This window comes from Deinococcus aestuarii, assembly GCF_018863415.1.
In the GTDB taxonomy this organism is placed as follows: domain Bacteria; phylum Deinococcota; class Deinococci; order Deinococcales; family Deinococcaceae; genus Deinococcus; species Deinococcus aestuarii.
Map to the genome: position 1 here is coordinate 156,872 of NZ_JAHKSN010000004.1, position 18,804 is coordinate 175,675.

Sequence of the window (18,804 nt, forward strand, 5' to 3'; positions counted from 1 at the left end):
CCCGCCCGCTAGACTGCGCCCATGTTGCTTTACGGGCGGAATCCGGTGCTGGAGGCCCTGCAAGGCGGGCGGGTGACGGAGGTGCTCGTGGCGCGCGGGGTCGAGGACGCGTTCGTGCGCGACCTCAAGGCCTTTGACGTGCGGGTGCGCTTCGCCCCGCGCATCGAACTCGACCAGATCGCGGGGACCACCCAGCATCAGGGCGTGATCGCCGAGGTCGAGGACCTCGCCTGGGCCACGGTGGACGACATCCTCGACCGGGCCGAGTCGCGCGGGGAAGACCTGCTGATCGTGCTGCTGGACGGCATCACCGATCCCCGCAACTTCGGGGCGATCATCCGCTCGGCGGAGGTGCTCGGCGCGCACGGGGTCGTCGTGGAGGAACGCCGCAGCGCCCCCCTGAGCCCGGTCGTCGCCAAGGCGGCGGCGGGGGCCACGAGTTACCTCCCCGTCGCCCAGACGAAGAACCTGCCGCGGCTGATCGACGGGCTCAAGGAGAGCGGCGTGTGGGTCTACGGCGCGGCGGGCGAGGCGGCCCAGGACCTCGGGCGCACCGACCTGCGCGGCAAGGTCGCCCTGGTGATCGGCGCGGAGGGCGAGGGCCTGCGCCGCCTGGTCCGCGAGAAGTGCGACGCCCTGGTCCGCATCCCCACCCGGGGCCGGGTGCAGAGCCTCAACGCCTCCGTCGCGGCGGGCATCCTGCTGTACGAGGTCGCGCGGGCGAGGGGGGAGTCGTGACACACCGAATCGAGACCGTCTCCAGCGAGGCGATGACCCTGGACATCCTCCCCAACCTCGGCGCGAGCGTGCTGGGGCTACGGGCCGCCTCGGGCCGTCCGGTGATGCGCGCGGTGGACCCGGAAAGCGTGGAGACGAGCAGCCAGTGCGCCTGCTTCACCCTCCTCCCCTATTCCAACCGCATCCGGGACGCGCGCTTCACCTTCGGGGGGCGAGAGGTCCAGCTCCGCGTCACGACGAAGGACGGCCTCACCCAGCACGGCGACGTGCGGAACCGTCCGTGGCAGGTCACCCGCGTCTCGGACGCTCAGCTCCGCTGCGACTTCGACAGCCGGGCCTTTCCCGACGTGAACTGGCCCTGGGCCTTTACCGCCCGCGTCGAGTACGTGCTCCACGGCCCTCACCTCGACCTGGGCGTGACGCTGACGAACGCCGATACCGCCGAGATGCCCGCCGGGCTGGGCCTGCACCCCTACTTCGCCCGGCGGCAGGACGGGGAGGACCCGCGGCTCACCTTCGACGCTCCACTCACCTACGAGACCGACGGGCGCAGCCTGCCCACCGGCCCCGCGCGCCCGGTGCGGCCCGGGGAGGACTACCGCATGGGAAGCGTCGTCGGCGAGCGGCAGGTGGACCGGGTGTATACCGCCTGGGACGGCGTGGCGCGGCTCGACTGGGCGGAGCGGTCGCTGATCCTCACCGCCGACGCCGTGTATTCACACCTCGTCGTGTTCACCGCGCCCGACGGCAGCCTCGCCCTGGAGCCCGTTTCACACGCGACGGACGCCTTCAACCTCGCCGCACGGGGGGTGGGCGGTACGGACATGCGGACGCTCGCCCCCGGGCAGAGTCTGGCGGGGGCGGCGAGGATCACGCTGGAGGGGGACTGGTCGTGCTGATGGCGCTGGGCCTACGCCGTGGCGAGCAGGGCGCCCGCGTGGTCGCGCAGCTCGAAGGCTCCCTGGGGACGGCCGGAGAGCCAGCGCAGGGCTTCGAGGAGGTCGTCGGACTCGTGGACGACCTCGGGGCCGCCCGCGCCCTGCCAGAGGACCCGGTAGGCGTGGGGGGTGGTGGGCGGCATCCAGCGCTCGCCGCCGTCTTCTTTCACGAAGGCGCGTGACATGGATGCAGGGTAAGGCGGGCAGGTGAGGCGACGGCTCCCGGCACGGCGCCGCCGCGCTTAGTCTCCCTTCAGGCTCATTCCCGCAGGTCGGGCACGCTGCGCTTGGCGACGAGGGTGATCGTGGTCTCGCGGGCCTCGCCGTCGCGGACGTAGCCCAGCGAGATGGTGTCTCCCACCTGCGCGCGGCGGATGGCGGTGATCACCTCGTCGGCGTTGCGGGTGCGCGCGCCGTCCACGGTGGTGATGATGTCGCCGAGCGCCGCGAGGTTCCCGTTCGTGTCGAGCGCCGAGCCGCGCAGCCCGGCGGCGGCGGCGGGGCTGCCCCGCGCCACCCGCGAGACGACGGCCCCGGCGGGGTTCGTGAAGCCGCTGTGGTTGAGGTCGAAGACCAGCCCCACCACCGGCACGTCGCGCTGCTCGCCCCTCCTGAGGGCCTCGATCAGCCGGTTGCCCTCGGTGACGGGCACGGCGTAGCTCGCGCGGGTCTGGTTGCTCTCGTCGAGCCGGATGTAGCTCACCACGCCAATGGCCTGCCCGTTGCCGTCGATCACCGGGCCGCCGCTGTCGCCGGGCGCCAGGGGCGCCGTCATCTCCAGCGTGCCCTGCGGGAAGTCGGCCCGCCCCGCCTGGGCCGAGAGGCTCAGCAGTTGCCCCCGGCGCGGTTGCAGGAAGTCGCCGCCGCTGTTGCCGATGGCGAGCACCGTCTCGCCGACGCGCGGCGGGCGGGTGGCGAGGTTGAGGACCGGGAAGGGCCCGCGCCCCTGCACCGTCAGCAGGGCCACGTCCGCCTGCGCGTCGTAGGCCGTGAGCCGGGCCCGGTACGTGCGGCCCGAGAGGGTGCGAATCTGGAAGAGTTGCCCGCTGGAGACCACGTGGTACGCGGTGAGCACCTGCCCGTCCGGGGAGATGAAAAAGCCCGTGCCCAGCCCCGCTTCCCGTGTGCTGGGGTCAACGCTCTCGACCTGCACGGTCGCGGGGCGCGAGCGCTCGAACAGCGCGCGGGTCTCCTCGGGCAGCGCGTTCGGCAGCGTCCGTGAGACGGCGGGCGGGGTGGACGGCGCGGCGGTCCCGACCCCCGGCAGGCTCAGGCGTTCCGGCAGCAGGTAGGCCGCCAGCGCGAGCAGCAGCAGCACGGGAAGCCAGGGCAGGGGGCGCACGGGCCCATGGTAGAGCGCCCCGGGCACGCACAGGGTGCGGGAAGGCACGGAAGGTGGGTGGCGGGCGTTACCCTTCTGTGCGTGCGGTACTGGCTGCTCAAATCCGAGCCGGATGTCTTCGGCTTCCATGACCTCCTGCGGGCGGGCCGCGAGCCCTGGAACGGCGTCCGCAATTACCAGGCACGCAACTTCCTGCGCGAGATGCGCCCCGGCGACCTCTGCCTCTTCTACCATTCGGGGGCGAAACCCACCGGCGTGGCGGGCGTCGCGCGGGTGGCGCGGGAGGCGTACCCGGACAATCTGCAATTCGACCCGGGAAGCCCCTCTTTCGATCCCGGATCGACCCCGGACAATCCGCGCTGGAGCATGGTGGACGTGGAGCCCGTCCTAGCCTTGCCCGGGGTCGTGACCCTCGACACGCTCCGCACGCTGCCCGAGTGGCAGGACTCGCCGCTCCTGCGCAGGGGCACGCGCCTGAGCGTCCTCCCGGTCACGCCCGAGCAGTTCGGGGCGGTGCTGACGGCGGCGGGGCGGGGCCCGGAGGACATCCATGCCCGTCACCTTTGAACCGCTCACGCCCGAGCACCTGCGGCTGCTCCACCGCTGGTTGCGAGAACCTCACGTCCGCGCGTTCTGGGACGACGGCGAGCGGACGGGAGAGGCGGTGCGGGCCCACTCCTTCCAACCGGGCCGGGACGTTCCGGGCTTCGTCTTCGGGGTGGACGGCCAGAGGGCAGGCTTCATCCAGCGCGAGCGCGTCACGCCAGACCACCCGTTCGGACCCTGGAGGCACCCGGAGGGCGAGACCTGGGGCGTCGATCTGTTCATCGGCGAGCCCGACCTGACCGGGCGGGGGCTGGGGCCCGAGATCATCTGGGCCTTCCTTGCTCACCTCCGGGCGGAGCGTCCGGAAACCCGGCGGGTGCTGATCGACCCCGATCCCGCCAACGTCCGGGCCGTCCGTGCCTATGCCCGGGTCGGCTTTCTCCCGCTGGGCGAGGTGGACGGCACGCGGCTCATGGGGTTGGGCCTGCCTGATCCCTGAGCGCGCGGCGTGTCCTGGGGAGTCACGCCCCAGTCACCCGCCCGCAAGCACACTGCGGGCATGGACCTCCCCCTCGCCGCCCTCGTGATCGTCCTCTCCCTGCTGCTCCTGAGCCGACGGGACGCGCCCCAGCCCGAGCGAATGGCCGCACGGGAACGGCGCCGCTGACCCGCCTGGACCGCGCTCTCCGAACCTCCGCGCAGGACGTTAAGCTGGCCGGGATGACCGTCTCCACCTCCACACCGCTGACCCTCTTCCCCCTCGGCGACGGCATAGGCAGCGTCAGCCTCGTGCAGCACGTCGGCGACGATAAAATGATCGTCAACGCGGCCAGGGTAAGTTTCGGTGGAGACAACAGCAAGCCGCTCGATGTCCGCGACGAGAAACTCATTCGCTATCTGCTCACTCATCACCACGGCAGCCCCTTCGAACATAACCTGATCACCTTCAAAGTCGTGTGCCCAATTTTTGTGGACAGGCAGATGGTACGCCATAGAGTCGGAGTTTCAAAAAATGAGGTGTCGGGAAGATATGTGGAGTTGCAGGAACGGAACTTCACGCCCCCCTCTTTCCGTAAGCAGGCCCCCAGCAACCGTCAGGCGTCGGTCGAGGATGACGGCACGCTCGATCAGGAGGCGGCGGCCCGTATCTGGGTGGAGGCGTGGAGGAACGCCTTCGGCGCCTATCAGGAGTTGCTGCATCTGGGCGTGACGCGGGAGCAGGCGCGCGGGGTGTTGCCGCTGTCGCTGTACACCGAATCGTATTACACCTTCAATGTGCGCTCCCTCCTGCACTTCCTCGAACTGCGGGACCACGAGGGTGCCCAGTATGAAACCCGCCTCTTCGCGCGGGCGATGGCGGAGCTGGCCGAGCCTTTCTTTCCCGTCACCTTCCGCGAGTGGAGGGAGTTGCACGCGCAGGGTTAATCTAAGAGCGGCCAAGCCTCCAACGGCACGTACAGCCCACCGGGTCCGGGCTTGCGCATCAGCCACACTTCCCGCGCGGTGAAGGTGAGGGGCGTCGTGTCCAGGTCGGCAAAGGTCGCCCGAGCCTCCTGCAACACGGTGGACACGTCCACCCCGCGCCGCCCCAGCACGAGGGTGAGGTGAGGCGTCATGTGCGGTCCCTCGTAGCCGAAACGGTAGGCCGGGCGCAGGGCGTCGAGAAGCCGGAGGTGCAGGGCGACCGCATCCGGCGAGTGGACCCGGAGGTAGACGGCGCCGCGGTTCGCAAAGACCCGCGCGCCCTCGATGCTCAGGGTGACGGGTGGGTGGGCCGCCACCGCCCCCCGCGCGGAGTCCGCCCAGGAAAGGTCGGGACTCAGGCCGCTCCGGGCTTTGACGGTGACATGTGGGGTGCTTTCTCGCATCCTCAACCCGGCGCGAAACTCCTCGACACGGGCCGCGAGGTCGGGCGGCGCAAGGAGGCCGACGAGGAAGGACGGCGAGTTAGCCACGGCGCCTCAGCACGCCGTCCCGCACCCGCAAAAAGCCTTGTGGGAAGGCACTTTCAGCCTGGACCATAGGTCAGCTTACCTCGCCTCGCGTCCAGCCCCACCGGACGCAGTGGCCTCATGGTCCAGTAAAGTTCAGGGGTGACCCAGGCCACCGAGACAGCGTTGAAGCGGACGCCCCTGCACGCCGCCCACCTGCGCGCGGGTGCCCGCATGGTGCCCTTCGGCGGGTGGGAGATGCCCGTGCAGTACGCGGGCGTCAAGGCCGAGCACGACGCGGTGAGAAGTCGCGCGGGCGTGTTCGACGTGTCGCACATGGGCGAGTTCCGCGTCTCCGGGCCCGATGCCGAACGGTTCCTCCAGCACGTCACCACGAACGACGTCATGAAACTCAAACCCGGACGTGCCCAGTACAACTGGCTGCCGAACGAGACGGGCGGGCTGGTGGACGACATCTACATCTACCGGGTCGGGGAGCAGGAGTTCCTGCTGGTGGTGAATGCGTCGAACATCGGCAAGGACTGGGCTCACCTGCAAACGCAGGCGGCGGGCTACGACGTGCGGCTCACCGACGAAAGCGACCGCTGGGGCCTCCTCGCCGTGCAGGGACCGCAGGCGGAGGCGCTGCTGCAACCGCACATCAGAGTAGACCTCGCCGCGAAGAAGAAGAACGCCTACTTCCCCGCCGAACTCTTCGGCTTCGATGTCCATCTCGCCCGTACCGGCTACACGGGCGAGGACGGCTTCGAGGTGTTCACCGACGCCAGCGAGGCCGAGACGATCTGGGACAAGCTGCTCGCGGTCGGCTTCACCCCGGCTGGCCTTGGCGCCCGCGACACCCTGCGGCTGGAGGCGGGCTTTCCCCTCTACGGCCACGAGTTCGCCGAGGACCTCCACCCCCTCGCCAGCACCTACTCCTGGGTGGTGAAGGACAAGGCGCACCTGGGCCGCGAGCACATCAGCCTCGCGCCGCCCGTTCGCCTGATCGGCCTCGCCCTGGAGCGGGTGCCCGTCCGCGAGGGCTACCCGGTCCTCCTGAACGGCGAGCCCGTCGGCCACGTCACCAGCGGCACGAGCAGCCCGACCCTCGGCCACCCCATCGCGATGGCGCTCGTGCGCGGGGACGCCAGCACCGCCGACGCCTACGAGGTGGAGGTGCGCGGGAAGGCGCATCCGGCGCGGCGGGTGGAGTTGCCCTTCTACCGGAGGTAGGCGGTACGCGGTGCGCAGGACGCGGGAAGAGACCCCGACACTGCGGACCGCGCACCACGTCCTGCGTCCCCAACCGCACACATCTCACCCCCCGAATCGAGGACAATACCCCCCATGCAGACGCCCACCGAACTGAAGTACGCCAAAACCCACGAGTGGCTGGGGGACGACGGCACCGTCGGCATCTCCGACTTCGCGCAGGACCAGCTCGGCGACGTGGTGTACGTCGAACTCCCCGAGGTGGGCCGCGCCGTGACGGCGGGCGAGTCGGTCGCCGTGGTCGAGAGCGTCAAGACCGCCTCCGACATCTACGCCCCGGCGAGCGGCACCATCGTCGCCGTCAACGACGCCCTGAGTGGCAGCCCCGAACTCGTCAACAGCGGTCCCTACGAGGACGGCTGGCTCTTCCGCATCGAGAACCCCGAACCCGCCGACGACCTGCTGAGCGCCGAAGAGTACGCGGCAAGCGCGCAGTAAGGGGAGGAGAGGGCGGGAGCGATTGCTTGGTCGCCCCCTCACCCCCAGCCCCTCTCCCACGGGGGGAGAGGGGAGTAAAACATCTTTTCTCCCTCTCCCCCCGTGGGAGAGGGCCGGGGTGAGGGGGCGTGTGACCAGCCCAACCGCCCCCAAGGAGCCCCCATGCGCCCCCTGACCGACCTCCTCCAGACGAACGACTTCACCACCCGCCACATCGGCCCCACCGACGCCGAACAGGCCGAGATGCTGGCCGAACTCGGCGTCTCCAGCCTCGACGAACTCACCGAGACGACGCTTCCCGAGTCCATCCGTTTCACGGGTGAGCTGAACGTGGGCGGCCCCGTGACGGAAGCGCAGGCCCTCGCCGACCTAAAGGCCGTCGCCTCCAAGAACAAGGTCTTCCGCTCGTACATCGGCATGGGCTACTACGGGACGAACGTGCCCGGCGTGATTGGGCGCAACATGCTGGAAAACCCCGGCTGGTACACCGCCTACACGCCCTACCAGGCCGAGATTTCGCAGGGCCGCCTGGAGATGCTGCTCAACTTCCAGCAGATGGTCATGGACCTGACGGGGATGCCCGTCTCCAACGCCTCCCTGCTGGACGAGGCCACCGCCGCCGCCGAGGCGATGACGCTGGCGAAGCGGCAGGCCAAGAGCAAGGGCAGCGTCTTCTTCGTGGCGCACGACGTTCACCCCCAGACCCTTGATGTGATCCGCACCCGCGCCGAGTATTTCGGGTACGAGGTCGTGGTGGGCGATCCGGCGGGCGAGTTGCCGGAGGGGACCTTCGGGGCGCTCGTGCAGTACCCGGGCACCTACGGCGACCTGCGCAACCTCTCCCCCATCGCCGAGAAGGTCCACGCGGCTCAGGGCGCCTTGATCGTGGCGACCGACCTGCTGGCCTGCGCACTGATCAAGCCGCCCGGCGAGCAGGGGGCGGATATCGTGATCGGCAGCGCCCAGCGGTTCGGGGTGCCGATGGGCTTTGGCGGGCCGCACGCGGCGTTCCTGGCCTGCCGCAGCGAGTACCAGCGGTCCATGCCGGGCCGCGTGGTCGGCGTCAGCAAGGATGCCCGGGGAAAGACCGCCCTGCGGATGGCGATGCAGACGCGCGAGCAGCACATCCGCCGTGAGAAGGCCACTTCCAACATCTGCACGGCGCAGGCGCTGCTGGCGAACATGGCCGCCGCCTATGCCGTGTACCACGGGCCGGAGGGGATTCGGACGATTGCGGAGCGGGTGCAGCGGTTGACGGGAATTCTGCACAAGGCGCTTAGCGAGGGCGGGTATTTCCTGCAAGAGACCTTCTTCGACACGATCCCCTTCCGTGGCGATATCGGCTTCATCCGCCCCCGCGCCGAAGCGAAGGGCCTCAACTTCCGGTACGAGGGCGAGGACTGCATCACGGTCAGCCTCGACGAGACCGTCACTGTGGACGACCTCGCGGATATTGTTGAGGTCATCACCGGGCAGCGGGTGGACGTGCTCGCCCTCGACGCCAAGGCGACCGACGGCATCCCCACCGACCTCAAGCGCACCTCCCCCTACCTCACGCACCCGGTCTTCAATACGCATCACAGCGAGTCGGCCATGCTGCGGTACCTCAAGGGGCTGGAGAACAAGGATTACAGCCTCGTCCACGGCATGATTCCGCTCGGCTCCTGCACGATGAAGCTGAACGCCACGACGGAGATGGTTCCGGTGACGTGGCCCGAGTTCGGCAACCTGCACCCCTTTGCGCCCGCCGACCAGACGCAGGGGTACGCGCAGATGCTCGCCGAGCTGGAGGCGTGGCTGGCCGACATCACCGGGTACGACGCCGTGAGCCTCCAGCCCAACAGCGGCGCGCAGGGCGAGTACGCGGGGCTGCTGACCATCCGCAAGTACCACGAGAGCCGGGGCGAGGCCCACCGCACCGTCTGCCTGATCCCCGCCTCCGCGCACGGCACCAACCCCGCCAGCGCCGCCATGCTGGGAATGCAGGTTGTGGTGGTGAAGACCGACGCGAGCGGCAACATCGACCTGGACGACCTCAAGGCGAAAGCGGAGCAGTACAGCGAGCGGCTGGGCGCCCTGATGATCACCTACCCCAGCACGCACGGCGTCTACGAGGAACACGTCACGGAAGTCTGCGAGCTGATCCACGCGCACGGCGGGCAGGTGTACCTGGACGGGGCGAACATGAACGCGATGGTGGGCCTTGCCAAGCCGGGGCTGATCGGTTCGGACGTGTCGCACCTCAACCTGCACAAGACCTTCGCCATCCCGCACGGCGGCGGCGGGCCGGGCATGGGGCCCATCGGGGTCAAGGCGCACCTCGCGCCGTTCCTGCCGAACCACGACGTTCGCCCGGTCAGCGAGAGCCACACCGGGGCCGTCAGCGCCGCGCCCTTCGGCAGCGCGAGCATCCTGCCCATCTCGTACCTGTACATCCGGCTGCTGGGGCCTGCTGGGCTGAAGAAGGCCACCCAGGTCGCGCTGCTGAACGCCAACTACATCGCGCACAAGCTGGGCGGCGCGTACCCCGTCCTGTACACGGGCATGAACGGGCGGGTGGCGCACGAGTGCATCCTCGACCTTCGCCCGCTGAAGGCGGCCACGGGCATCACCGAGGAGGACGTGGCGAAGCGGCTGATGGACTACGGCTTCCACGCCCCCACCATGAGCTTTCCCGTTCCCGGCACCCTGATGATCGAGCCCACCGAGAGCGAGCCGAAGGCCGAACTCGACCGCTTCGTGGCTGCCATGCTGGGCATCCGCCGCGAGATTCAGGAGGTCGAAGACGGCTTACTCACCGCCGAGGACAGCCCGCTGAGGCACGCGCCGCACACGCAGGAAGATCTCGTGAGCCCGGAGTGGGAGCGCGCCTACAGCCGCGAGACCGCTGCCTTCCCCACGCCCGCGCAGAAAGCCTGGAAATGCTGGCCCGCCGTGAACCGGGTGGACAACGTGTACGGCGACAGGAACTTCGTGTGCTCCTGCCCGCCGGTGGAGGAGTGGGTAGGGGTTTGAGGGGAAGATAGAAACGAAAGGACGTTCAATAGGGGCGTCCTCTTATTTTAAAACCAATTACTTGAAATCTAAAAGGGTAGTGGAAAACACTCGGAGGCCGTAGTACCTGTTTGATACTGTAACCAATTTGTGGAAAAGTACTGATTATTGTCCCTCATCACCTCATACGGTTGAAGTGATACCCGAGGCTTTTCAGACGGAGGCCTACCAACACCGGAGACCTTGTTAAAAGCGTTCATAGATAGGTTGGTCGAGCCCTCTATCATTACTATGCCGTCTATTATTATTATTTTTGAGTGGTTGTTGTCAATGGTCCCTCTATCATCCTGGACAATAATAGAGAAATTGTCTGATCTTGGCAGACTATCTACCAAAGCTCTAGTGTAGGAATCCAAGGGACGCCCTACAATCCCCCTTACCGCAGTCCTTTTAGAGGCTATATGCAGTGCGGTGATGAAAGTTGAATCTATATTATATGACATAAAGTGGATGAACTTTCTTGATGCCCCAATCAACTCTATGAGCAGAGCCAACGGCTCGTATTGAGATTTCTGTGGCGGCGTATAAGGCGGAAAGTTGCTTGCTATCGATATCAATTCGTGGAAATCCTTATAACTCCCTAGCCTCAGTTCCTTAGACCAGATTTCTCTCTCTTCCCTAGTGATTTCTAAATCACATACACTACACACCCAGCTCCAATCATCCCCCCTGTTGACGGTTCTCATCAGGAAACTTCTAACATTATCGTTTACCGTCAATACCTTTTGTTGGTACGGCAGGTCGCCAAAAGTGCCATGCGAAGCAACATGAAGCGCTTTACACCGTGGACAAATATAGGCCGGAGGACGCCAAGCAAGGAAGCTCAGGAGGTCAATAGACATATGCTCCTATGATAAGCCATAAACAAAGCTCTACGTGGGCAGCGCAAGCTGGGAGAATTTGCCCCCTGTAGCGACGAAGCGTCAGACTCCTTATCTAGCAAAGCCAAGAACGATTTTCAGTGCCAGGGACTACGCGAGCACGCAGACCCTCCACTATCCCCTTCGTTCAACTCCTACTCCCCACCTTCCTCCTGCTTTTGCAGGCGCTGCCGCTTGTGGTCGAAGGTGGGGGCGGCGGGGGGGTGGGGGTTGGCTTGGGGGGTCGTCGGTCGGGGCGGCCCCTTCGTCATTCTGGGAACCAGTTCTCGACCCTCAACCCTGGCACGCGCCTGAACTCCCCCTCGTTGTTGGTCACGAGCGTCACGTCCGCGCTGAGGGCATGGACGGCGATCAGCAGGTCGAGCGGGCCGATGGGCTTGCCAGTCGCCTGCAATCCCGCCCTGATTTCTCCGTACATCCAGGCGGCAGCGTCGTCGTAGGGGACGGTCACGAGGTCCAGCAGGAACTCTTCCAGAGCTTCGCGGGTGCCGCGGCGAGTACTCTTCGCCACTCCAAAGGCCAACTCCGCCACAGTGACGCTGCTGACGGCGATGTTGCCGATCTGGTAACGCCGGAATATCTGCGCGACGTGGGGCGGGTTCCTGTTGATGATGTAAATGCAGGTGTTGGTATCGAGGAAGTACAGGGGAGCGGCCACGCTTAGAGGTCGCCCCAGTCGCGTTCCTGCTGCTCACCCTGGTCCCGCTCGATCTGGAAGCCGTCGAACTTTTCCAGGCTGGCGAGCAAGTTCTTCCACCCGTTGTTCTGTGGAAGCAGCAACACGCCGTCACCCACGCGCTTGATGATGACCTCCTCGCCCTCGAAGCGGTACTCCTTGGGCAACCGGACAGCCTGGCTGCGCCCCGTTTGAAAAAGTTTCGCGGTGTCGTACTTGGCCCTGGTCATGCTCCACCCCCTGATAGGTATCAGGAGTATATACCGGGACGTGCCCTCACCTCTGGTTCTCCCTCACAGGGCGGCAGGAACGGGGCGGCCCCCTCATTGCCGGGTTAGGGAAGGCGGTCGGCGAGGTCGGGCTCGGCATCGGGCACGAGGGACAGGGCCGCGTCGAACTTCTCCCAACTGCCTCTCGCGGCGCGTTCCCTCAGGTAGTCCTCGGTCAGCAGGGCGCTCACCTTCTCCGCTACGGCGGTGGAGATGAGCTGATTCACGCTCACGCCTTCCTGCTTGGCAAGGTCCTTCAGGCGCTTGTGCAGACTGTCGGGCAAACGGACGCTCAGTGTGCTCACGGTGGGCCTCCCAGCAGGGTCAGGAATTGGAATCAGGACTCGGGTGGAAGCTCACTCAAATCGCCCAAATCCTTGGGCCTGCCGCTGGCCGCCTTGTTCTGCCGAAGGTGGCGCAAGCTGATGACAGGGATGGTCAGGCCGTCCACCTCCATCTGCTCCCGCTCGGCGTGGGCCTCCTCGAAAGTCACGCCGCTGATCTGATTCAAAACCTCTAGCCGCAGAGGTGGCACACCCATCCGCAATACCTTTCCGGGCTGCACCAGATCGGCAGTCATGCTCGTCAGACCAAAATCGTGGAAGGCGGCAACGAGGCGGGCGGCGTTCTCAGGGGACAGGGAGATAAACACATCCATGTCACCCGTCGCCCGGACGTACCCGTACAGGTTCACCGCGTAACCGCCAATCATCAGGTACTCAACTCCATGCTGGTTCAACAACGTCAAGAACTCGTTGAAGTCGGGCGGTAAGCGGATCGTAGCCATAATGAATCTGCCTCAACAATTCCAATGCTTCTAGCCGCTCAGCGGGCGTGCGGGTCAGCCAATACGCAAGCTCGTTGCCCTGATCGTCCAAGCTGCCGACTTCCAGGGCCTGACGGTTCATCCTGGTATCACGAAGGGTCATGGGGCATTTTAGCCTGCCTTGTACTTCGGCTCTCGCCCGAGTTCACCTCTACTGACAGCAAGAAGGCCGCCCCCACGAGCGGCCCTTTCCATCCCCAACACTTACAGCCCCGGAATCGGCACCGCCACTGGGCGAATCCTCTGGCCCTGGCCCTCGGCGGCGTTCAACAGCCGGTTTGTCGAGACGTTGAGGTTCTGGATGCCCTGCTCGTCGAAGCGGCCCCGCTTCAGGTTGTCGCCCACCTGGGTCAGCGACTTCTGGTAACCCGGCAGCAGGGAGCCGATGCGCGCCAGGAAGGGGTCCTGGGTGTTGCGGGTCAGCCGGATCGCCGAGTTGACCTGATAGGCGGCGAAGCCCAGCGCCAGCCCCGCCTTGACGATGGCGGAGCGCTGGCCCGGGGCGCCCGCCTGGAACTTGTACTCGCGGTAGGGTCGCAGCACCCAGGTGTTGAAGGCGTAGTACGCGGCGCCGAGGTGGAAGAGGAACCGGGCCTTCTCCCAGGCGGTGGCCTGCGCCTGCTGGGCCGGGGCGGCCACCAGCAGGGTTCCGGCGAGGATCAGGGACTTGCGCGCTTTGCTCACGCGCGAGAGTTTCCCGGCCCGGGGGCGGCGGCGGATGAGCCCGGGGTAGAGGGGGACTTGGGGAAGCCCGGAGACCCAACGCCCCTTGCCTCGCCTCTCAAGAACCGGGCACCCACCGGGGCGACAATCTGGGAAACCACCCGGGAGGACGAAACCCATGACCGACGACCGCCGAGATACCTACAACACGCCCGTAGACACCGAGGGCACGACCGGCGAGGGCGGCAACGACCTGGCGGACGAGCCCGGCAACAACGCTGCCCCAAGCCTCGACACCACGCTCGACACCTCCCGCACCGGGGGGATGGGCGGCATGGCGGGCACGCTGGGGATGGACGGCGGCGGGGGCAACACTGACTCCACCGACACGGACATGGCGGGCGACAACCGGACCACCGACGTGACCGACCTCTAGCTCTCGCCGCGCTCGGGGCGGATTCTCCACGCCTGCCGGGCCACCAGGGCGACGAGCACCACGCCGATGAGATGGCCGGGGGGATGTTGGGCGGCGAAGGCGAAGGCGAGGTCGGCGACGGCAATCGACACCGACAGGATGAATCCGGCCAGCGGCACGCGGCTCTCGTGCGGGGTGTCGTACATGGCGATGCGGGGCTGGGGATCGCCCATCGCGTCGCGGGCCTCGGCGTAGCGGATCAGGGTCAGGACGCCGTACACGAGGAGCAGCCCGGCGAGAAGGATCAGGATCAGGCCCTCGTAGCGCCCGGCGGAGGCGTAGTCGAGCGCCCCGAACGTGAAGTGCCACAGGGACGCGGAGATGGACAGCAGCGCCAGGCCCAGCATGGCGGGCGTGCTGTAGTTGGGGGGCGCACCGAGCGGCGAGGCCATAGGGTGACCCTTACGGTAAGCCCGACCGGGGGGCACGAAACGTGGGGGCGGCTGGAAAAGGCGGGCGGCCCCCCACCCCTTCCTCTAAATGTTCGCCCGCGTATCCGGAGGTATGGGCGCGCGTGGTAGACTCCTCTTGCTGCCGGGCGACAGGACAGCGCCCCCACCTTTCCCCTCTCCCCTTGTGAGCAGGCGGGCGGGCTGGGCGCCGCCCGAGACACGCGACTTTCCCCGACCCGTGGGTGAGAGGCACGCCGGGAGTGACCGTTTTCGCCGCGACCCTGCAAGGGTGCAAAGAGGCAACCCGCAGAGGCCTGCGCGACCCCATCCAGAAACGGTGACTTTCTGCGTCCTACACGAGAACATCCCACGGGGGTCCTGACCAGGTGAGGAATGCCGAGAGCGAAACAGGAGCGTACGGCGCCAGGCGACCAGAGCGTTCGCGCCGACTCCGAACAACAGCAGAGCACCGCCCCCCGGGCCGGACGTGGCCGCAAGCAGGCCGTCCAGCCCACCGAAACCCCGACCCCGGAGCCGGAGGCCGTGATCCCCGCCCCGAAACGTGGCCGTGGCCGTCAGACGCCCGCCGCGAACGACAACAACGACAACACCGCCGCGCAGCCCGAAACCCCCGCGCCCAGGCCCCAGCGGGGCAGGCGCGCCGCCCAGCCTGAGCCCACCCCGGTCGTGACGGCGGCCGCGACTCCGGGTGAGCCCACGCCCAAGCCCCGCCGTGGCCGCAAGGCGCGTGCGGAGGATCAGCTCGCCGACGCCGCTTCCCCCGAGGGAGGGATCGCCGAGCCCGTCCCCGTCGAGACCGCGCCTGTGGAGACGGCCCCCGTCGAGATCACCCCGACCGAGGACGCGGCGGCGGTCACCACGGCGGAACCCGTCGAGGTGGCCGCCGAACCCGCCCCCGTGGCGCAACCCCCCAACCGCCGGGGCCGCAAGGCGAAAGCCGCCACCGAGCCCGAAGCTCAGCCGGAAGCCGTCGCCTCACCTGCCGTAGAAACCGCCGGAGCGCCCAGGAACCGGCGCGGACGCCAGGCGAAGGCCCAGCCCGTCGCCGAAGCCGAGCCCGCGGCGGACGGGGGACAGGCCGAGCCGGAACAGGCCACCGAGCCCGTCCTGCTCGAAGTGCCCCGCACCCGCCGGGGCCGCAAGCCGAAGGTCGTCACCCCCGTTGCCGAACGGCCGCAGACGGCCAGCCCGGAGGACCTTCCCCTCACCGAGGTGCTGGGCGGCGTGGAGCCCGTGGCGGTCGAGGACCCCGACCCCGCCGGGGAGGCCCCCCAGACCGCGCTGGCCGTCGCCCCGGACGGCGGGCAACCTCTCCCCCTCGTGGATCACCCTGCCCTGGAGGGCGACGGGGAAGAGGGCGAGTTTCCAGGTGAGCTCCACGCCAGCCCGTCCGCCGGACAGACCGGGGCCACCCAGGCCGAGGACGACCTCGGCGCCGACGGCCAGCCCCACCCCGCCCGCGACCTCGTGGTGGCGCAGCTTCGCAAGGTGGGGCGGCCCATCCACGTCCGCGACCTGGAGCGCACCTTTACCCGGCAGACCATGAACCGTCTGGGCGGCGACTGGCGCGATCTGGAGACGATGCTGGAGGAACTGGTCCAGACGGGCGAGGTCATCCGCACCCGGCGGCGTACCTACGGCCTGCCCGAGGCGATGAACCTCGTGCGGGGGCGCTTCCAGGCGTCGGCGGCGGGCTTCGGCTTCGTGGTGCCGGATTCGGGCGGCGAGGACTTCTACGTCGCCCCCGAGAACACGATGGAGGCCTGGAACGGCGATATCGTGCTCGTGCGGATGGAGGGCCGGGGCGACACCGGACGCGGCGGCCAGGGTCCCCGCCGGGGCCAGCGCGGCGACGGCAGCCCGCGCGCCTCGGTGGTCCGGATCGTGCAGCGGGCGTACAAGCAGCTCGTGGGCAGCCTGGAATTCAGCAAGGGCCACCCCATCCTCAAGCCCGACGACCACCGCGCCCGGCACCGCATCCTGCTGCTGCCGGAGGGAATCGAGGGCCTCCAGAGCGGTGCCCGCGTCGTCACCGCCCTCTTCTGGCCCGAGCACACCGGCGAGGACGAGGTGTTCGGGCAGGTCACCCGCGTCCTCGGCGCGGAGGACGACCCCGAGACCGAGACGGAAGCCGTGATCGTCAAGTACGGGCTGCGCGGCGAGTTCCCGGATGAGGTCCTGGCCGAGGCGAATGCCATCCCGACCGAGCTTCCCGCCGAGGCGCTGGTGGGCCGCCTCGACCTGCGCGACTTCAACATCTTCACGGTGGACGGACGCGACGCCAAGGACTTCGACGACGCCATTCACATCCAGCCGACCCCCGGGGGCACCTTCGTGGTGGGCGTCCACATCGCGGACGTGAGCCACTACGTGCGCGAGGGCACCCCGCTCGACAAGGAGGCCTACGCCCGCGCGACGAGCGTGTACCTTCCCGGCCGGGTCCTGCCCATGCTCCCCGAACACCTCAGCAACGGGGTGTGCAGCCTCGTCCCGCATGAGGACCGGCTGACGATGACGGCGCTCGTCGAACTCTCCGCCGAGGGCGACATCCTCGACGTGCGGCTCACGCCGAGCGTGATTCGGAGCAAGGCGCGGCTCACCTACGACGAGGTGCAGGCGTACTCGGAGGCGACCTCCACCCTGCCCGACCACGCGCGGCACCTGGAGGGGGACCTCCACCTGCTGCTCAAGATCACCTCCAAGCTGCGCCAGAAGCGGCTGCGCGAGGGGTCCCTCGACTTCAAGCTGCGCGAGGTCAAGGTGGACGTGGGGCCCGGCGGGCGGATGGAACTCATCCCCATCCGCGAGGAGACGGCGCGCGGGATGATCGAGGACCTGATGCTGCTCGCCAACAAGGTGGTCGCCCGCTCCCTGATCGAGCGCGAGGTTCCGGCCCTCTTCCGCATCCACGAGGAACCGACCCTCCAGAAGTTTCAGGACGTGACGAACGCGCTGGGGCGCCTGGGTGTCTCCTTCCCGGGCGGGGAGCCGACCCCGCAGGCGTACCAGGCGGTCTTGAAGGGAGTGCGGGGCACGCCGCGCGAGAGCGTGGTGAATACCCTGCTCCTGCGCTCGATGCAGCAGGCGAAGTACGCGGGCGAGAACCTGGGGCACTTCGGCCTCGCCTTCCGCGAGTACCTGCACTTCACGTCGCCGATCCGGCGCTACCCGGACCTGCTGGTCCACCGGGTGCTCAAGGGCGTGCTGGCGGGGGACCTGACGGCCTCCTCACGGGGGACCCACGACCTGCGGGGCAGACTGCCGGGGATGGGCGAGCACACGTCCGAGCGCGAGCGTTCCGCCGCCGAGGCCGAGCGTGACCTCACGAAGTACTACCAGGCGAAGTGGGCGCAGGAGCACCTCGGCGAGACCTTTCCCGGCAACGTGTCGGGCGTGGTGGCGAGCGGGCTGTTCGTGGCGCTGGACAACGGCGTCGAGGGCAAGCTGCACATCTCGAACCTCGACGACGACTACTACATCTACCTGGAGGACGCCCAGATTCTGCGGGGACGCTCGAACGGGCGCACCTTCCGGCTCGGGGACGCCCTCACCGTGACCATCAGCCAGGTAAACCCCCTGGCCCGGCAAATCGATTTCACCCAGGAGACCGCTATGGACGGCGACACCCCCGTCCGGCCCCGCGCCCGCAGGCGTGAGGACCGGGAAGCAGAGAAGCGCGAGAAGTTGCAGTCGGTCAGCACGGCCGCCCCCCGCAAGTTCACCCTCGACGAACCCCAACCTGCCACCCCGGCGACCCCGGCCCGCGCGGACGGCGGACGCGGGCGCGGTCAGGGACGCGACGGGCAGGGACAGGGCCGCGAGGGGGGCGGGCGTGACTCCGGCAGCCGTCCCCCCATGCGCCCGAGCAGCCAGGGCGGCGGCTACAAGCGGCGCGTGATCACGCTGGAGCGCCCCCGCAACGAGCACCTGCGGCCCGTGAACATCACCGTGCAGCGCATGTACTTCGGCGACTGGACGGTGGAGAACATGCCGCCCGACGAGGGCCAGGGCGCAGGGGGCGGCGGACGCGGCTTCGACCGCAGTGACCGGGGCGGGCGCGGCCAGGGCTTCTCACGCGGCGGGAGTGACCGGGGCGCGGTGCCCAGCCTGAACGGGCGTCAGGGCGGAGGCCGCCCGCCCCGTCCGCAACCTCAGCAGGCTCAGGCCACCCCTCAGGGAAGCGGCGGGCAGGGCGGCAGTGACGCCGAGGCCCAGCGTCGCCGCCGCCGCCGGGGCCGCCGGGGTGGGAACGGCGGGCAGGGGTAAGGCGAGGGAGGTTTATTCAACGGGGCGGGTCAGGGGGGAACCTCTGGCTCGCCTTTTTGGTTGAGGGTGGGGCCGC

20 protein-coding genes are annotated in these 18,804 nt (G+C 68.2%); 10 read left to right on the forward strand and 10 right to left on the reverse strand.

The genetic code is table 11. The features are described from left to right. Nucleotides 1-21: 21 nt before the first annotated feature. Together rlmB and IC605_RS08055 are read left to right on the forward strand one after the other, a co-directional pair. Nucleotides 22-738, forward strand: coding sequence for a 23S rRNA (guanosine(2251)-2'-O)-methyltransferase RlmB (gene rlmB, locus IC605_RS08050; RefSeq protein WP_216321494.1), 717 nt, complete (start codon nucleotides 22-24; stop codon nucleotides 736-738). Beyond that, nucleotides 735-1,637: an aldose 1-epimerase gene (locus tag IC605_RS08055; protein WP_216321497.1), complete on the forward strand. Its 903-nt coding sequence runs from the start codon at nucleotides 735-737 to the stop codon at nucleotides 1,635-1,637. Before rlmB ends, IC605_RS08055 begins: the two co-directional genes overlap by 4 nt. Nucleotides 1,638-1,648: 11 nt before the next feature. Here the strand turns inward: IC605_RS08055 and IC605_RS08060 are convergent, their stop codons facing one another. Then, the gene (locus IC605_RS08060) at nucleotides 1,649-1,861 is read right to left on the reverse strand and encodes a hypothetical protein (RefSeq protein WP_216321499.1); all 213 of its coding nucleotides are present in this window, start codon (nucleotides 1,859-1,861) and stop codon (nucleotides 1,649-1,651) included. A 74-nt stretch (nucleotides 1,862-1,935) separates the two neighbouring features. After that, on the reverse strand, nucleotides 1,936-3,018 hold the full coding sequence (locus IC605_RS08065) for a S1C family serine protease (RefSeq protein ID WP_343216542.1): 1,083 nt from the start codon (nucleotides 3,016-3,018) through the stop codon (nucleotides 1,936-1,938). 81 nt (nucleotides 3,019-3,099) lie between these two features. On the opposite strand from IC605_RS08065, the gene IC605_RS08070 reads away from it, so the two are divergent. From IC605_RS08070 to thyX, 3 genes are all read left to right on the forward strand, one after another. After that, nucleotides 3,100-3,585 (forward strand): EVE domain-containing protein, encoded by a 486-nt coding sequence (locus tag IC605_RS08070; RefSeq protein ID WP_216321869.1) that lies wholly within the window; start codon nucleotides 3,100-3,102, stop codon nucleotides 3,583-3,585. Further along, nucleotides 3,569-4,063 (forward strand): GNAT family N-acetyltransferase, encoded by a 495-nt coding sequence (locus IC605_RS08075; protein ID WP_216321506.1) that lies wholly within the window; start codon nucleotides 3,569-3,571, stop codon nucleotides 4,061-4,063. The genes IC605_RS08070 and IC605_RS08075 overlap by 17 nt, the downstream gene beginning before the upstream one ends. Nucleotides 4,064-4,284: 221 nt before the next feature. Then, nucleotides 4,285-4,989: an FAD-dependent thymidylate synthase gene (thyX, locus tag IC605_RS08080; RefSeq protein ID WP_216321510.1), complete on the forward strand. Its 705-nt coding sequence runs from the start codon at nucleotides 4,285-4,287 to the stop codon at nucleotides 4,987-4,989. Here thyX and IC605_RS08085 read toward each other — a convergent pair. Next, nucleotides 4,986-5,519: a 2'-5' RNA ligase family protein gene (locus IC605_RS08085; RefSeq protein WP_216321513.1), complete on the reverse strand. Its 534-nt coding sequence runs from the start codon at nucleotides 5,517-5,519 to the stop codon at nucleotides 4,986-4,988. The two genes, thyX and IC605_RS08085, sit on opposite strands and share 4 nt — an antisense overlap. Nucleotides 5,520-5,657: 138 nt before the next feature. Between IC605_RS08085 and gcvT the strand changes: the two genes are divergently transcribed. From gcvT to gcvP, 3 genes are all read left to right on the forward strand, one after another. Further along, the gene (gcvT, locus tag IC605_RS08090) at nucleotides 5,658-6,728 is read left to right on the forward strand and encodes a glycine cleavage system aminomethyltransferase GcvT (protein WP_216321515.1); all 1,071 of its coding nucleotides are present in this window, start codon (nucleotides 5,658-5,660) and stop codon (nucleotides 6,726-6,728) included. A 114-nt stretch (nucleotides 6,729-6,842) separates the two neighbouring features. Beyond that, complete coding sequence (gene gcvH, locus IC605_RS08095) at nucleotides 6,843-7,205, forward strand: glycine cleavage system protein GcvH (RefSeq protein WP_216321517.1); 363 nt, start codon at nucleotides 6,843-6,845, stop codon at nucleotides 7,203-7,205. 162 nt (nucleotides 7,206-7,367) lie between these two features. Continuing rightward, on the forward strand, nucleotides 7,368-10,220 hold the full coding sequence (gene gcvP / locus IC605_RS08100) for an aminomethyl-transferring glycine dehydrogenase (protein ID WP_216321519.1): 2,853 nt from the start codon (nucleotides 7,368-7,370) through the stop codon (nucleotides 10,218-10,220). A gap of 68 nt (nucleotides 10,221-10,288) precedes the next feature. Here the strand turns inward: gcvP and IC605_RS08105 are convergent, their stop codons facing one another. The 6 genes from IC605_RS08105 to IC605_RS08130 all read right to left on the reverse strand — a co-directional run bounded on the left by IC605_RS08105 (nucleotide 10,289) and on the right by IC605_RS08130 (nucleotide 13,595). Further along, nucleotides 10,289-11,101, reverse strand: coding sequence for a phospholipase D-like domain-containing protein (locus IC605_RS08105; RefSeq protein WP_216321521.1), 813 nt, complete (start codon nucleotides 11,099-11,101; stop codon nucleotides 10,289-10,291). Between the two features lie 286 nt (nucleotides 11,102-11,387). Then, nucleotides 11,388-11,798, reverse strand: a complete 411-nt coding sequence (gene vapC / locus IC605_RS08110) for a type II toxin-antitoxin system tRNA(fMet)-specific endonuclease VapC (RefSeq protein ID WP_343216543.1) — start codon at nucleotides 11,796-11,798, stop codon at nucleotides 11,388-11,390. A gap of 2 nt (nucleotides 11,799-11,800) precedes the next feature. Continuing rightward, the gene (locus IC605_RS08115; RefSeq protein ID WP_216321523.1) at nucleotides 11,801-12,046 is read right to left on the reverse strand and encodes an antitoxin; all 246 of its coding nucleotides are present in this window, start codon (nucleotides 12,044-12,046) and stop codon (nucleotides 11,801-11,803) included. 104 nt (nucleotides 12,047-12,150) lie between these two features. Further along, nucleotides 12,151-12,390 (reverse strand): YlcI/YnfO family protein, encoded by a 240-nt coding sequence (locus IC605_RS08120; protein WP_216321525.1) that lies wholly within the window; start codon nucleotides 12,388-12,390, stop codon nucleotides 12,151-12,153. 32 nt (nucleotides 12,391-12,422) lie between these two features. Next, nucleotides 12,423-12,872: a nucleotidyltransferase gene (locus IC605_RS08125; protein WP_216321527.1), complete on the reverse strand. Its 450-nt coding sequence runs from the start codon at nucleotides 12,870-12,872 to the stop codon at nucleotides 12,423-12,425. 243 nt (nucleotides 12,873-13,115) lie between these two features. Further along, entirely contained in the window at nucleotides 13,116-13,595 is a 480-nt protein-coding gene (locus IC605_RS08130) for a hypothetical protein (protein ID WP_216321530.1), read from the reverse strand. 157 nt (nucleotides 13,596-13,752) lie between these two features. Between IC605_RS08130 and IC605_RS08135 the strand changes: the two genes are divergently transcribed. Further along, nucleotides 13,753-14,010: a hypothetical protein gene (locus tag IC605_RS08135; RefSeq protein ID WP_216321533.1), complete on the forward strand. Its 258-nt coding sequence runs from the start codon at nucleotides 13,753-13,755 to the stop codon at nucleotides 14,008-14,010. Here the strand turns inward: IC605_RS08135 and IC605_RS08140 are convergent. Continuing rightward, a complete protein-coding gene (locus IC605_RS08140; RefSeq protein ID WP_216321536.1) occupies nucleotides 14,007-14,441 on the reverse strand; it encodes a hypothetical protein in 435 nt (144 codons plus the stop codon). The genes IC605_RS08135 and IC605_RS08140 overlap by 4 nt on opposite strands. A gap of 393 nt (nucleotides 14,442-14,834) precedes the next feature. Between IC605_RS08140 and rnr the strand changes: the two genes are divergently transcribed. Then, nucleotides 14,835-18,728 (forward strand): ribonuclease R, encoded by a 3,894-nt coding sequence (rnr, locus tag IC605_RS08145; protein WP_246580564.1) that lies wholly within the window; start codon nucleotides 14,835-14,837, stop codon nucleotides 18,726-18,728. Nucleotides 18,729-18,804 lie beyond the last annotated feature (76 nt).